This is a genomic window from Bradyrhizobium cenepequi (assembly GCF_020329485.1).
Classification (GTDB): Bacteria; Pseudomonadota; Alphaproteobacteria; order Rhizobiales; family Xanthobacteraceae; genus Bradyrhizobium; species Bradyrhizobium cenepequi.
In genome coordinates this window covers 66,851-81,019 of record NZ_JAGKJI010000018.1, presented here as the reverse complement: position 1 = coordinate 81,019, position 14,169 = coordinate 66,851, and the positions used below count along the sequence as shown (strand labels likewise).

General features: G+C 63.1%; 15 protein-coding genes. 10 read left to right on the top strand and 5 right to left on the bottom strand.

The window, feature by feature from the left end:
• Positions 1-17: 17 nt before the first annotated feature.
• Positions 18-623: a DUF1134 domain-containing protein gene (locus J6497_RS19985; RefSeq protein WP_225705991.1), complete on the bottom strand. Its 606-nt coding sequence runs from the start codon at positions 621-623 to the stop codon at positions 18-20.
• A gap of 93 nt (positions 624-716) precedes the next feature.
• Here J6497_RS19985 and J6497_RS19980 point away from each other — a divergent pair, with 93 nt between their 5' ends.
• The gene (locus J6497_RS19980) at positions 717-1,241 is read left to right on the top strand and encodes a YHS domain-containing (seleno)protein (RefSeq protein WP_225705990.1); all 525 of its coding nucleotides are present in this window, start codon (positions 717-719) and stop codon (positions 1,239-1,241) included.
• A gap of 75 nt (positions 1,242-1,316) precedes the next feature.
• Here J6497_RS19980 and cysQ read toward each other — a convergent pair whose 3' ends face one another.
• Positions 1,317-2,141 carry a 3'(2'),5'-bisphosphate nucleotidase CysQ gene (cysQ, locus tag J6497_RS19975; RefSeq protein WP_225705989.1) on the bottom strand — a complete coding sequence of 275 codons (825 nt, stop codon included), beginning with the start codon at positions 2,139-2,141 and terminating at the stop codon, positions 1,317-1,319.
• A gap of 238 nt (positions 2,142-2,379) precedes the next feature.
• On the opposite strand from cysQ, the gene chpT reads away from it, so the two are divergent.
• The 7 genes from chpT to J6497_RS40975 all read left to right on the top strand — a co-directional run bounded on the left by chpT (position 2,380) and on the right by J6497_RS40975 (position 9,955).
• Positions 2,380-3,024 carry a histidine phosphotransferase ChpT gene (gene chpT, locus J6497_RS19970; RefSeq protein ID WP_225705988.1) on the top strand — a complete coding sequence of 215 codons (645 nt, stop codon included), beginning with the start codon at positions 2,380-2,382 and terminating at the stop codon, positions 3,022-3,024.
• A gap of 287 nt (positions 3,025-3,311) precedes the next feature.
• Complete coding sequence (locus J6497_RS19965; protein ID WP_225705987.1) at positions 3,312-6,056, top strand: hybrid sensor histidine kinase/response regulator; 2,745 nt, start codon at positions 3,312-3,314, stop codon at positions 6,054-6,056.
• A gap of 32 nt (positions 6,057-6,088) precedes the next feature.
• The gene (locus J6497_RS19960) at positions 6,089-6,559 is read left to right on the top strand and encodes a chemotaxis protein CheW (protein ID WP_027578765.1); all 471 of its coding nucleotides are present in this window, start codon (positions 6,089-6,091) and stop codon (positions 6,557-6,559) included.
• A gap of 78 nt (positions 6,560-6,637) precedes the next feature.
• The gene (locus J6497_RS19955) at positions 6,638-7,003 is read left to right on the top strand and encodes a response regulator (protein WP_027578766.1); all 366 of its coding nucleotides are present in this window, start codon (positions 6,638-6,640) and stop codon (positions 7,001-7,003) included.
• A gap of 85 nt (positions 7,004-7,088) precedes the next feature.
• Positions 7,089-8,252, top strand: coding sequence for a protein-glutamate methylesterase/protein-glutamine glutaminase (locus tag J6497_RS19950; RefSeq protein WP_225705986.1), 1,164 nt, complete (start codon positions 7,089-7,091; stop codon positions 8,250-8,252).
• The gene (locus J6497_RS19945) at positions 8,249-9,121 is read left to right on the top strand and encodes a CheR family methyltransferase (RefSeq protein WP_225705985.1); all 873 of its coding nucleotides are present in this window, start codon (positions 8,249-8,251) and stop codon (positions 9,119-9,121) included. The genes J6497_RS19950 and J6497_RS19945 overlap by 4 nt, the downstream gene beginning before the upstream one ends.
• A 24-nt stretch (positions 9,122-9,145) precedes the next feature.
• A complete protein-coding gene (locus J6497_RS40975; RefSeq protein ID WP_225705984.1) occupies positions 9,146-9,955 on the top strand; it encodes a dioxygenase family protein in 810 nt (269 codons plus the stop codon).
• Between the two features lie 31 nt (positions 9,956-9,986).
• Here the strand turns inward: J6497_RS40975 and J6497_RS19935 are convergent, their stop codons facing one another.
• From J6497_RS19935 to ctrA, 3 genes are all read right to left on the bottom strand, one after another.
• Positions 9,987-10,571, bottom strand: a complete 585-nt coding sequence (locus tag J6497_RS19935) for a DUF4126 domain-containing protein (RefSeq protein ID WP_225705983.1) — start codon at positions 10,569-10,571, stop codon at positions 9,987-9,989.
• A 130-nt stretch (positions 10,572-10,701) separates the two neighbouring features.
• Positions 10,702-10,959, bottom strand: a complete 258-nt coding sequence (locus tag J6497_RS19930) for a GlsB/YeaQ/YmgE family stress response membrane protein (RefSeq protein ID WP_225705982.1) — start codon at positions 10,957-10,959, stop codon at positions 10,702-10,704.
• Between the two features lie 283 nt (positions 10,960-11,242).
• Positions 11,243-11,944 carry a response regulator transcription factor CtrA gene (gene ctrA, locus J6497_RS19925; RefSeq protein ID WP_016848562.1) on the bottom strand — a complete coding sequence of 234 codons (702 nt, stop codon included), beginning with the start codon at positions 11,942-11,944 and terminating at the stop codon, positions 11,243-11,245.
• Positions 11,945-12,313: 369 nt separating this feature from the next.
• Between ctrA and fliI the strand changes: the two genes are divergently transcribed.
• Positions 12,314-13,639: a flagellar protein export ATPase FliI gene (fliI, locus tag J6497_RS19920; protein WP_225705981.1), complete on the top strand. Its 1,326-nt coding sequence runs from the start codon at positions 12,314-12,316 to the stop codon at positions 13,637-13,639.
• A gap of 108 nt (positions 13,640-13,747) precedes the next feature.
• Positions 13,748-14,164: a flagellar export protein FliJ gene (gene fliJ / locus J6497_RS19915; RefSeq protein ID WP_225705980.1), complete on the top strand. Its 417-nt coding sequence runs from the start codon at positions 13,748-13,750 to the stop codon at positions 14,162-14,164.
• Positions 14,165-14,169: the final 5 nt, after the last annotated feature.

Sequence of the window (14,169 nt, the reverse complement as noted above, 5' to 3'; positions counted from 1 at the left end):
AGGCGTTAACGGCGGAATCAGAATGGGTTCCAGGTCGCGCGCGGGGTATATTTCAGGTAGCCGACATTGGCGCCAAGCCTGAGCCCGATGCCGGAACGGATCGGCACCAGCACGATGTTGTTGGCGGTCAGCGCGGTCATGCCAAATCCGCCGACGATATAGGCCGACCCGTCAATACCGACGAAGCGCTGGTAGATCGCTTGCGTGGAGGGCAGGTTGTAGACCAGCGTCATGGTGCGGGCGCCATCGCCGCCCCAGTCGAAGCCGACCGAGGGCCCCTGCCAATAGACCCGCAGGTCGCCGGCATTCTTGGTGTAGAGCGTACCTTCCCCGTAGCGCAGGCCGGCAACGAAGGCGCCTGAGCCCTCTTCGCCCAGCACGTAGCCATTGGGCAGGCCCCATTGGCTGACTGCGCGCTCGATGACGGAGGCAAGCCCGCGCGAGACGTTACCGAAGAATTTGTGGCCGGCGGCAACAAGTTCGTCCGGCCCATAGGTGCTTGGAGTGGGCTCGCGCTGCGGCGGCGGGTATTGCGGCGGCGGGGCCTGCTGGGCGGCAACCGGCGCGATCCAGCACATCAGCGCGGCGAGCGTTGCCGCAGCAAGGCGTGATGCGAAACTCATAAAAGAACCCCTGCGATCGAAATTCTGGTCGCCGCCTTAACCTGACGCCAACAAGGTCGGCTCTAGGTTGCGCCCAGTGTCCCCTCGACTCGAATGTTATCGATAGCAACTATGACGGTACAACGGCAGGAAATATATCGCCGGCGCCCCGGAATAGCCTTTTTCGTTCTCGCTGCCGCCTTTTTAGCTTTGATCGGCATTGATTCGGCGGTTCAGGCCGCAACGACCGAGCGGGTGGTCGTCAATCACTATTCCGGCCTCGCCATCGAGGGATTCGATCCAGTGGCCTATTTCACCGATGCTGCGGCCCTTCCGGGTTCGCAAGACTTTGAGGCGGCGCAAACAGGCGCGGTCTGGCGCTTCCGCAATGAAGGCAATCGTGCCTCCTTTGTTGCCCATCCCGAGATCTACGGACCGCAATTCGGCGGCTACGACCCGGTCGACCTCGGGCGCGGCGTCACCTGTGCCGGCAATCCAAGGTTCTGGGCGGTGGCCGGGCAGCGGCTCTATCTGTTCGGCCGGGAAGACAACCGCGACGCCTTTGTCGCCGATCCCGGACGCTTCCTGAAAGACGCCACAGCCCGCTGGCCGGAGTTGGAGCAGACGCTGGCGCAGTAGCGCCCTCGACGAGACGAATCTTTGTTCGAGCATGATCTTTTCGGAAAACCGGTTTCCACTTTTCCGGATCATGCTCTAAGGCGCCGCGACGGGATCACCGCAGGCGATGAATTCCGGCACGATGAAATCGTCCCGGAAACCGAAGCGCAGCGCCGCTCCCCGCGAATCCGTGACCTTACCGCCGGCGGCGGTGACCACGGCATGGCCGGCTGCGACGTCCCATTCGGAGGTCGGCGCAAGGCGGGGATAGATGTCGACCTTGCCTTCGGCCACCCGCCCGAACTTCACCGCGGAGCCAAGTTCGGCGCGCACTGCGCCGCCCCGCTTGGCGATAAAGGCCTCCGTGCGCGGATCGCCATGGGAGCGGCTGACCGCCACGGTCCAGGGCTTTCCGCGCGGCGGGTGCGGACGGGTGCGAATCGGTTCGACGAGCGGCGGCGCGCCATCGCGAACGATCAGCTGCTCGGCGCCGCGGCCGACAATGCCGCGCCAGATCACACCCAGGGCTGGCGCCCCGACGATGCCGAGCAGCGGCGTTCCTTCGGTCACCAGGGCGATGTTGACCGTGAACTCGTTGCGGCCGGCGACGAACTCTTTGGTGCCGTCGAGCGGATCGACCAGGAAGAAGCTGCCCCTGTAGGGCGGCCTGGCTAGACGCGTGCGCTCCTCTGAGAGTGACGGCACGTTTGGCGCAAGCCGCGCCAAGCCTTCGACAATGATGCGGTCGGCTGCGAGATCGGCTTCGGTCACCGGCGAGCCGTCGCTTTTGCCCTCAACCTTCATGACGCTGCGGTTGACCGCGAGGATGGCCTCGCCGGCGCGGATCGCCAACTCCGTCAACGGTTCGACCAGCGCGGCCGCGGCATCGCCGTCGATCAGGGGCGGGCATGCCTCATTCATAAGCGGTTCTCACAGGCAACTAGAGCATGATTCGGAAACGTAGACACCGGTTCTCCGGAAAGATCGTGCTCGAACAATGAGATGAGATCATGATCCGGTCCGTCCAAACGGATCATGATCGAGTTCCCATAGCACTTCCGCCGCAAGCTGGCAGCATGCGCTTCCGCAGTGTATCAAGCCCAAAAGCATGCGTGATTCGCTCCCGTCCGCGCGTATCGCGGCATTCCAGGAACCCTTCATGTCTGGCACTTCGTCTTCCGGTCCCGCTCCCGATGCCCTCGAACTGGCGGCGCTGTTGTGCTCGCGCGTCTGCCACGATCTCATCAGTCCTGTCGGCGCGATCGTCAATGGCCTTGAGGTCCTCGACGATAATCCGAAACCCGAGGACCGGGATTTTGCGCTCGACCTGATCCGCAAGAGCGCCAAGACCGCCTCCGCCCGCCTGCAGTTCTGCCGGCTCGCCTTCGGTGCCGCCGGCTCGTCGGGCGCGCAGATCGATCTTGGCGACGCCCAGGCGATGGCCAAGGGGCACGTCGAGGACGGCAAGGTGACGCTGACCTGGAATCTGCCACGGCTGCTCTTGCCCAAGAACCGCGTCAAGCTGCTGCTGAACATGCTCCTGATCGCGCAGCAGACGATTCCGCGCGGCGGCACGCTGACGATCGATCCCGTTGGCGAAGGCGACACGATGAGCTTTCGCATCACCGCGGCCGGGCTGAACTCCCGCGTGCCGCAGAACATCGTCGATATGCTGGGCAGCACGGCCGCCGCGGCCGACGCTCATTCAGTGCAGCCCTATTACACGCGGCTGTTGGCGCAGGCCTGTGGATTGACGGTCAAGCTCGCCCCCGAGGGCGACACGGTAGTGGTCAGCGCATCCTGACGATTGCTGCATGATCTCGCGCGCAGGCGCTCAAGAGATCATGCTCAAGCAACAAGGGCGAGCGCAATTAAGGGCTCGGAGCGAGCGTGGCGCGCGCCGGGATGGCGGCCATGGCGTTAACCAATTGTTTGCAACTTGGCGTTGCCTTCGATCTTTTCTTCTTATCTCTTTGTTGATCCCGTTCTTTTTCACATACTCAACCAAACTTAAACGCTTTGCATGGAAGCTGGCCCAAGTTCCGTAAGGCGCGTCGATGTCGCGTGCCGCTGCGTACGAAGGCTGGGTTCATGGACGATTTGATGCGGGAGTTTTTGACCGAGACCAGTGAGAGCCTGGACACGGTCGACAATCAGTTGGTCAAGTTCGAGCAAGAGCCGAACAACGCGAAGATTCTCGACAACATTTTTCGCCTGGTGCACACCATCAAGGGGACCTGCGGCTTCCTGGGCCTCCCGCGGCTGGAAGCGCTGGCGCACGCCGGCGAGACCTTGATGGGTAAATTCCGCGACGGCATGCCCGTCACGGCGGAAGCGGTGACGCTGATCCTGTCGAGCATCGACCGCATCAAGGAGATCCTCGCAGGATTGGAAGCGACCGAAGCCGAGCCGGAAGGGTCGGACGAAGATCTCATCGTCATGCTGCACGAGATGGCCGAGCGCAGTTTCGAGGCGATGGCGGCCGAAGCCGGCGCCGAACCTGCTGCCGAGCCGGCGGCTCCGGTCGTGACCGCGCCGCCGCTGCAGCCCGCGGCAACAGAGGGCACACTGGTGGTGCAGACGCTCGAACGTCCGTTGCGTCCGGGTGAAGTCTCGCTCGATGAGCTCGAGCGCGCCTTCCGCGAAACCGCCACCGAAGTGACGCCGCCCGCACCTGTTGCCGCGCCGGCGCCGAAGCCTGCCGCTGCTTCAGAGCCGGCTGCAGAAGTTGCCAAGGAGAAGAAGGCGGCGCGGAAGACGGCCGCCGCCGAAGGCGACATGCACGAGTCCGACAAGGTCGCCAACCAGTCGATCCGCGTCAACGTGGATACGCTGGAACACCTGATGACCATGGTCTCCGAGCTGGTGCTGACCCGCAACCAGCTGCTGGAGATCTCCCGCCGCAACGAGGACACCGAGTTTAAGGTGCCCTTGCAGCGCCTCTCCAACGTCACCGCCGAACTGCAGGAAGGCGTCATGAAGACGCGCATGCAACCGATCGGCAACGCCTGGCAGAAGCTGCCACGCATCGTGCGCGATCTCTCGGGCGAACTCGGCAAGCAGATCGAACTGGAGATGCACGGCGCCGACACCGAGCTCGATCGCCAGGTGCTCGATCTGATCAAGGATCCCCTGACGCATATGGTGCGCAACTCCGCCGATCATGGTCTGGAAACCACGGCCGAGCGCGCGGCGGCCGGAAAGCCGGAGCAGGGCACCATCCGTCTCTCCGCCTATCACGAAGGCGGCCACATCATCATCTGTATCGCCGATAACGGCCGCGGTCTCAACACCGAACGGATCAAGGCGAAAGCTCTGGCCAATGGCCTCGTTACCGAGGCCGAGCTGGAGAAGATGACGGAAGCGCAGATCCACAAGTTCATCTTCGCGCCTGGCTTCTCGACCGCCGCGCAAGTCACTTCGGTTTCCGGCCGCGGCGTCGGCATGGACGTGGTGCGCACCAACATCGACCAGATCGGCGGTACCATCGACATCAAGTCTGTCGCGGGCGAGGGCTGCTCCGTCACCATCAAGATCCCGCTGACGCTTGCCATCGTATCCGCGCTGATCGTGGAAGCAGGCGGCGACCGCTTTGCGATTCCCCAGCTCTCAGTCGTTGAACTGGTTCGCGCACGGGCCAATTCCGAGCACCGAATCGAGCGCATCAAGGACACCGCCGTGCTGCGCCTGCGCAACAAGCTGCTGCCGCTGATGCATCTGAAGAAGCTGCTCATGATCGACGATGGATCTTCCAGCGATCCCGAGAACGGCTTCATCGTGGTGACGCAGGTCGGCAGCCAGACATTCGGCATCGTGGTCGACGGCGTGTTCCACACCGAGGAAATCGTGGTCAAGCCGATGTCGACCAAGCTGCGTCACATCGACATGTTCTCCGGCAACACCATTCTGGGCGATGGCGCCGTGATCATGATCATCGACCCCAACGGCATTGCGAAGGCGCTCGGCGCTGCCGGCTCGTCCGCCCATGAGATGGCGGACGATAGCGCCGCCGCCCATGTCAGCGGTGAGCAGCTTACCTCGCTGCTGGTGTTCCGCGCCGGCACGAGCCAGCCCAAGGCGGTGCCGCTCGGGCTCGTCACGCGTCTGGAGGAGATCGCCACCGACAAGATCGAGCTCTCCAACGGCCGCTACATGGTGCAGTACCGGGATCAGTTGATGCCGCTGGTGCAGATGGCTGGTGTCAACGTGCAGACCTCCGGCTCGCAGCCGATTCTCGTGTTCGCCGACGACGGCCGCTCGATGGGGCTTGTGGTGGACGAGATCATCGACATTGTCGAGGAGCGGCTGCACATCGAGGTCGCGGGTTCGCAGGAAGGCATTCTCGGCTCGGCCGTGATCAAGGGCCAGGCGACCGAAGTGATCGACGTCGGACATTTCCTGCCGATGGCCTTCGCCGACTGGTTCAGCCGCAAGGAGATGCGGCCGTCCTCCAACGCACAATCGGTGCTTCTGGTCGACGACAGCGCGTTCTTCCGCAACATGCTGGCTCCTGTCCTGAAGGCTGCCGGCTACAAGGTGCGTACCGCGCCGAACGCGCAGGAAGGGCTTGCGGTGCTGCGTTCGGGACAGGCGTTCGACGTGGTGCTGACCGACATCGAGATGCCGGACATGAACGGCTTTGAGTTCGCCGAGAGCATCCGCTCCGATCAGCATTTGAACAGCGTTCCGATCATCGCGCTGTCGGCGATGGTCTCGCCGGCCGCGATCGAGCGCGGGCGGCAAGCCGGTTTCCATGACTACGTCGCCAAATTCGACCGTCCCGGCCTGATCGCGGCGCTGAAGGAACAGACCGCCGAGATCAGGAAAGCGGCATAGGCAGGTTGAGCCGGGCACAAGGAACTGAAACGATGACCAGCAAGACCGACACTATCGAAGGCACCATGGCCGAATACGTCACCGCCGTGATCGGCGGGCAATTGTTCGGCCTGCCGATCTCTCGCGTGCAGGACGTGTTCATGCCGGAGCGGCTGACCCGCGTGCCGCTGTCCTCCAGCGAGATCGCGGGCGTGCTCAACCTGCGCGGCCGCATCGTCACCGTCGTCGATATGCGCGCGCGGCTCGGCCTGCCGAAGAATGACGATGGCAAGCCGCCGATGGCGGTCGGCGTTGATCTCCGCGGCGAATCCTATGGCCTCTTGATCGACCAGATCGGCGAGGTGCTGCGTCTGCCCGACGACAGCCGGGAGGAAAATCCGGTCAACCTCGACCCGCGGATGGCCAAGCTCGCCGGCGGCGTCCATCGCCTCGACGGCCAGCTCATGGTCGTCCTCGACGTCGACCGCGTGCTCGAACTGATGCCGGATGCGAAGGCGGCCTAGCCATCGCCTTGGCAGGCAAGCCTATTGAAGAACTGAAACGGAAACGTCCCTCGCGGGATGAGGAAGTAGAGGCCCAACATGAGAACCTGTCTTGTCGTCGATGACTCCAGCGTCATTCGCAAGGTCGCGCGTCGCATCCTGGAAGGCCTGGATTTCCAGATTGTCGAAGCCGAAGACGGCGAGAAGGCGCTAGAAGCCTGCAAGCGCGCCATGCCCACCGCTGTGCTGCTCGACTGGAACATGCCGGTGATGGATGGCTATGAATTCCTCGGCAATCTGCGGCGGATGCCCGGCGGCGATCAGCCCAAGGTGGTGTTCTGCACCACCGAGAACGACGTCGCGCATATCGCCCGTGCGCTGCATGCCGGTGCCAATGAATACATCATGAAGCCGTTCGACAGAGACATCGTCACCGCGAAGTTCCAGGAGGTCGGCCTGATCTGAGCGTCGTGTTCGATCCGGCGGCTGAAAGCCATCGGCATGAGAGCATGATCCGGAGAAGGCGTGCCGTTGAGCCGTTGGTGAAGCGATGAGTGTTGCGTTGAAAAATGCCCCGGCCCGAACTTCGACGACAGCGGAGCCGTTGCGGGTCATGGTGGTCGACGACTCCGTCGTCATCCGCGGGATGATCTCACGCTGGATCGGCGCCGAGTCCGACATGCAGGTGACGGCTTCCTTCCGCACCGGTCTCGACGCCGTCAACCAGCTCGAGCGCGTCAATCCCGATGTCGCCGTGCTCGACATCGAGATGCCGGAGCTCGATGGCATCTCGGCGCTGCCGAAGCTGCTCGCCAAGAAGCGTGATCTCGTCATCATCATGGCCTCGACGCTGACCCGCCGCAACGCGGAGATCAGCCTGAAGGCGCTGTCGCTCGGCGCGGCCGATTACATTCCGAAGCCCGAGAGCACGCGCGAGGCTGGCGCCGCCGAGACCTTTCGGCACGACCTGATCCAGAAGATTCGCCATCTCGGCGCCAGGCTACGCCGCCCCGCGGCGCCGGCCGTCGCAAGCCACGTACTGGCCCCGGTGCCGGACAAGGCACGCGAAGCCGCGATCCACCCGGCCGCGGCGCAGCAGGGGTTGGCGCGCCGCCCCTTCGGCATGCTGGCGCCGAAGGTGCTGTTGATCGGCTCATCGACCGGCGGTCCGCAGGCGCTGATGGCGCTGGTTGCCGAGATCGGACCGGTAATCGACCGCTTTCCGGTGCTGATCACCCAGCACATGCCGCCGACTTTCACCACGATCCTTGCCGAGCATCTCGCGCGTGCCAGCCGCCGGCCTGGGCATGAAGCGGTCGACGGCGAGACCGTCAAGGCCGGCCAGATCTATCTTGCGCCGGGCGGCCGCCATATGCGCGTCGCGCGCCGCGGTGGCGAGATCACGATCGCGCTCGATGACGGGCCGCCGGTGAATTTCTGCAAGCCTGCGGTTGATCCCATGTTCACCTCAGCGATCGACGTCTGGCAGGGCGGCATCATGTCGGTGATCCTGACCGGCATGGGGTCGGACGGGATGCGCGGCGGCAAGGACATCGTCGCCGCCGGCGGCAGCGTGATTGCCCAGGACGAGGCGACCAGCGTTGTGTGGGGCATGCCGGGTGCGGCGGCGAATGCGGGGATCTGCGCGGCGGTGCTGCCGCTCAAGGAGATCGGACCGAAACTTAACCGGTTCTTTGCTGGAGATCGTTCGTGACGCCGTTGGATTATGACTATCTGCGCAAGCTCCTGAAGGAGCGGTCCGGTCTCGACCTGTCATCCGACAAGCAATATCTGGTCGAGAGCCGACTGGTGCCGCTCGCGCGCAAGTCAGGGTTGGCCGGCATTCCGGAATTGGTCCAGAAGATAAAGGGCGCTGGTGCCGAGGCGGTGACATCGGAAGTGGTCGAGGCGATGACCACCAACGAGACCTTCTTTTTCCGCGACAAGATTCCATTTGATCATTTAAGGCAGGCGGTGCTGCCGGCGCTGCTGCAGGCGCGCGCCGCACGGCGTTCACTGCGGATCTGGTGCGCGGCATCGTCCACGGGGCAGGAGCCTTACTCGATCGCGATGTGCCTGAAGGAAATGGGCGCGGCGCTGTCGGGCTGGCGCACCGAGATCGTCGCGACCGACTTGTCGCAGGCGGTTCTGGAAAAATCCAAGGCTGGAATCTTCAGCCAGTTCGAGGTGCAGCGCGGCCTACCGATCCAGCTCCTGGTGAAATACTTCACGCAGATCGGCGAGTTCTGGCAGCTCAATGCCGATGTCCGCGCCATGGTGCAGCATCGTCAACTCAACCTGCTGCAGGACTTCTCCCATCTCGGCATGTTCGATGTGATCTTCTGCCGGAACGTGCTGATCTATTTCGATCAGGAGACGAAGACGGACATCTTCGCGCGGCTTGCGAAAATGCTGGAGCCCGACGGCGTGCTGGCGCTCGGGGCAGCGGAATCCGTGGTTGGCATCACCAGCATCTTCAAGCCCTATCCCGACCGCCGGGGTCTCTATTGCCTGGGCACAGCACCGTTCACGCGCGCCGGCGCGCCGATCGGGCTCAAGGCGGTCGCTTCCGCGGCGCGCTGATCCGCGTTCTCAAAGGATCGCGCGGTGCATGAAGTGATGCTCCCTCAGCCGGCCTACCGAGCAAACCCCGGTTTCGGACGACGGCTGCCTTGGCGAAGCAAATCACGGAGCTTTGACTGCCTGCTGCGTGATGTCGGCCAATGTCGGCCGTACCATCCTGGCTCGATAAGCCGTCGTGCAAAATCTCGGCGGGCGCCCATGGAGACAGGTTGGCAATCCCCGATGAAAGATCATCAGTTGACGCGACGTCAGGCCATCGGTCGCTGGCTGGCTGCAACGTCGCTCGGTATTGCTGCTTCGGAGCTATGGCAGTCCGATCCGGCACAAGCGCAACTGCTGCCCGAAACGCCATCATGTGGTGCCGACAACGCGCCCACCGTTTCGCAAACCGAAGGGCCATTCTACACGCCGCGCACACCCATGAAGCGCGACTTCCGGGGCGATGCAACGGGCGAGGCGATCACATTGACCGGCTTTGTTATCGACAGGCGCTGCCAGCCTGTCGCGAACGCGGTCGTCGACCTCTGGCACGCTGACGCGCGTGGCGCTTACGACAATGCCGCCTACAAGTTACGTGGATATCAGATCACGGATGCGCAGGGACGCTATGTTTTTGAGACCATCGTGCCGGGCATTTATCCCGGGCGCACACGGCACTTCCACGTCAAGATCGCGGCGCCGGGTCAGCGGGTTCTCACTACGCAGCTCTACTTTCCGGACGATGCGCGCGCCAACAGCCGCGACGGCATATTCGACCGCCGCTTGCTGATGCGCATCGACAACGCGCCCGACGGCAAGATCGGCCGCTATGATTTCGTCGTGAACGTCGCTTGAGTGATCACAACCTTCACAACCGGTGACCCCCTTATGGTTCATTTGGCCGATGCGATGCCCGAGTCGAGCCACGAAGCAGGCGGTATGCCAGCCAGAAAAACAGGATGAGCAGCGCGAGCGCGGCGAGCGGCGCTGCCAGCGCCAGAAGCGAGATCAGAGAGGCACTCCCGAGCTCGGCGGTCGCAACGACAGAATTCCCAAGACCACCCGTGAAGATAGTGGATTTAGCCCTGAGCATTGCGGTCAGACCTTGCGTGATGCCGGCAATGCCGCCTCCCGCGATAATGGCCGCCGTCCATTTCACCATTGGCGGCAGGTCGGTCATAACAGCGGCGGAAACAATCGTCCCCGCGACGACGGCACCGGGCGTCGCCACCGTATCGAGCAGGTTGTCTACACCCGGAATGTAGAACGCGGCGATCTCCGCTATGGCTGCCGTGCCGAGCATGACAACCGCGGCCGGTGTACCGAGCCATGCGAAGCCCTCATTCAGGTCGGCATGACCGGTGTTGGCGGCGACGCTTAGGATCAGCAGCGGCAGGAACAGCCGGAAGCCGGTTGCGGCGGCCAAGCCGATGCCAAGCCCAACTGACAGTGCCAGATCGAAGTTCGACATGCGCCGCAATCTCCATCAGCTCGCGCAGCTAGCATGACGAACGGCAAATCGTCAGCGACAGCGGGCGCTGATCGGCGTGAACAGCGGCGGTATCTCCGCAACTAGACACCGCCCGCCACGAATGAGCCTTTCAAGTCGTTCGCCGGCTCGCAAAGAGGCCGTACACGAACAAGACAATGATCGCGCCGACGACTGCACCGATAAGCCCTGCGCCTTGATCCGGGCCGTACCAGCCGAGGGCTTGTCCGAGATACGTTGCGACGAAGGCGCCGACGATTCCAAGGATCGTGGTCATGATGAAGCCTGACGGCTCGTTGTCGCCCGGCATGATGAATTTGGCGATGACCCCGGCGATAAAGCCGATGATGATGGTCCAGAGAATACCCATTTGCGTAACTCCTTGCCTTGAGGAGCGATATTCCTTCCCCGGGAAGCCATCGTAGCAGTTTTTGCGAAGTTTCGATCGGCTGAGATGAAATGTATCGATGAAGTGCGGCAGGTCGGGTGAGCGATGCCGCGAAGGCAACACTCGGTGAGACATCGACCGCGCTGGGTACTTAGCAGCGCAGGCGCAACCGAGCGGCCGGTTCGCGCTATTTATGCGAGCCGTGGTGCAAAACAAAAACCCCGCCGTTCCGGCGGGGTCTGGTCGGAGGAGCGAGATCGGGTGATCAGGCCGGGATGCGCTCGTCGGCCTCGTGCGGCTCGCGCAGCACGTAGCCACGGCCCCATACGGTCTCGATGAAGTTGCGGCCTTCGGAGGCGTTGGCGAGCTTCTTGCGCAGCTTGCAGATGAAGACGTCGATAATCTTCAATTCCGGCTCGTCCATGCCGCCATAGAGGTGGTTCAGGAACATTTCCTTGGTCAGCGTGGTGCCCTTGCGCAGCGAGAGCAGCTCCAGCATCTGGTATTCCTTGCCGGTCAGGTGCACGCGCTGGCCGCCGACTTCCACCGTCTTGGTGTCGAGATTGACCACGAGGTCGCCGGTCTGGATGACGGACTGGGCATGACCCTTGGAGCGGCGCACGATGGCGTGGATGCGCGCGACCAGCTCGTCCTTGTGGAAGGGCTTGGTCATGTAGTCGTCGGCGCCGACGCCGAGACCTTTGACCTTGTCCTCGATGCCGGCGAGGCCGGAGAGGATCAGAATGGGGGTTTTGATCTTGGAGACCCGGAGCTGCTTCAGCACGTCGTAGCCGGACATGTCAGGCAGGTTGAGGTCGAGAAGGATAATGTCGTAGTCGTAAAGTTTGCCGAGGTCGACGCCTTCTTCGCCGAGGTCCGTCGTATAGACGTTGAAACTCTCGGATTTGAGCATCAATTCGATCGACTGCGCGACGGCGCTGTCATCTTCTATCAGCAAAACGCGCATGCCAGTCCCCTTTAGTCGCCGCTCCTGGGCGTCAGGTCGGCCGCACTTGCGGCACTCACAAAACGCCTTTGCACAACTGATTCGGATCCTGACGAGACATGGTTAACAAAAACTGATTCCCATTCGCAAGGTCCGCGGTGCATTTTTTTTCGAATCGCCCTAAGATGTTGCGTGGAAGCAGCTTTTCTCATCCGTTCTCGTTCAAGCTCCATATTAAGAGGCGGCACTAACCGACTCTCGCGACTCGCCCTTCTTCTGAACAGGCAAGCGACCTCAGTCACCCAAAGACAGTGACGCAATGATTAATGATGCGGGTAAACACGAAGTTAAGCGGATGCGCAGAAATCGGCGAAACTTAAGGTTTTCGCAATGAAGGCGCTCGCGGAACAGATCGGCGACATCGACGGCGTCAATATTTATGGCCGCGTGGTCGGCGTCCGCGGGCTGATGGTTGAGATCGCCGGCCCCATCCATGCGATGTCGGTCGGCGCCCGGATCGTGATCGATGTCGGCGGCAATCGCTTCATTCCGGCCGAGGTAATCGGCTTCTCCGGCAGCAACGCGGTGGTGATGCCGTTCGGCGGCCTCGAAGGCGTCAGGCGCGGCTGCCGTGCTGTGATCGCCAATGCCGCCGGCTTCGTGCGGCCGTCGCCGGCCTGGCTCGGCCGCGTCGTCAATGCGATGGGTGAGCCGATCGACGGCAAGGGTCCGCTGCCGCAGGGTGCCTCTCCCGTTCCCTTCCGCAATTCGCCGCCGCCAGCGCATTCGCGCAAGCGGGTCGGCCGCCCGCTCGATCTCGGCATCCGCCCGCTTAACACGTTCCTGACCTGCTGCCGCGGCCAGCGGCTCGGCATCTTCGCCGGCTCAGGCGTTGGCAAGTCGGTGCTGCTGTCGATGCTGGCGCGCAACGTCGATGCCGACATCTCGGTGGTCGGGCTGATCGGCGAACGCGGCCGCGAGGTGCAGGAATTCCTCCAGGAGGACCTCGGCGAGGAGGGGCTCGCGCGGTCAGTGGTCGTGGTCGCGACTTCCGACGAGCCGGCTTTGATGCGGCGGCAGGCCGCCTATCTCACGCTCGCGATCGCGGAGTATTTTCGCGACGAGGACAAGGACGTTCTGTGCCTGATGGATTCGGTGACGCGCTTTGCCATGGCGCAGCGCGAGATCGGCCTGTCCGCCGGTGAGCCGCCCACGGCCAAGGGCTACACGCCGACGGTGTTCACCGAACTGCCGAAGCTTCTGGAGCGGGCAGGGCCGGGGACAGGGACCGGCGCCATCACCGCGATTTTCACGGTGCTGGTCGATGGCGACGACCACAATGAGCCGATCGCGGATGCCGTGCGCGGCATCCTCGATGGTCACATCGTGATGCAGCGTTCGATCGCCGAGCGTGGGCGTTATCCGGCGATCAACATCCTCAAGTCGGTCTCGCGCACGATGCCGCGTTCGGCCGATCCGGCGTTTCTCCCCGTTATCACCAGGGCGCGCCAGGTGATGGCGACGTATGCCGATATGGAGGAGTTGATCCGGCTCGGCGCCTATCGGTCGGGTTCCAGCCCGGAAGTGGACGAGGCGATCCGGCTGCACGAGCCTTTGGAGGCCTTCCTGCGCCAAGCCAAGGGCGAGTCCGTGAGCCTTGCCGACGGCTATCGGCAATTGGCGCAAATCCTCTCGAATTTGGAAACGGAACGCTAACTTTGTCGGGCCATCATCCACGGCACGTCATTAGCTGCGCCGGCGGGGCCCAGGGGGAGCCGGCCTTGTCCCGCGTTCAAAATCGGGACTTCTGGGGAGTATGAGTCGATGAAGTCACGTGACACGCTGATCCGCCTGAAGAAGTTTCAGGTCGACGAGAAGCGCCGCAGGGTCGCCCAGATTGAAGGCATGATCGCCGATTTCCAGCGCATGTCGGTGGAGCTTGAACGCGAGATTCAGGCCGAGCAGGAGCGCGCCGGGATCAACGATCCCGCCCACTTCGCCTATCCGACCTATGCCAAGGCCGCGATCCAGCGCCGCGAAAACCTGACCCGCTCCGCTGACGAACTACGCATCCAACTCGAAGAGGCCAAGGCACAGCTCGGCGAAGCCTTCGAGGAACTCAAGAAGGTTGAACTCCTGGATGAGCGCGACCAGGCCCGCGAGCGCGCTGAAGAGAGCGCCCGCGAGCAGGCTGACATGGACTCGATCGGCTTGATGCGCGCGCGCCTCGGCGTCGCCTGAATCCT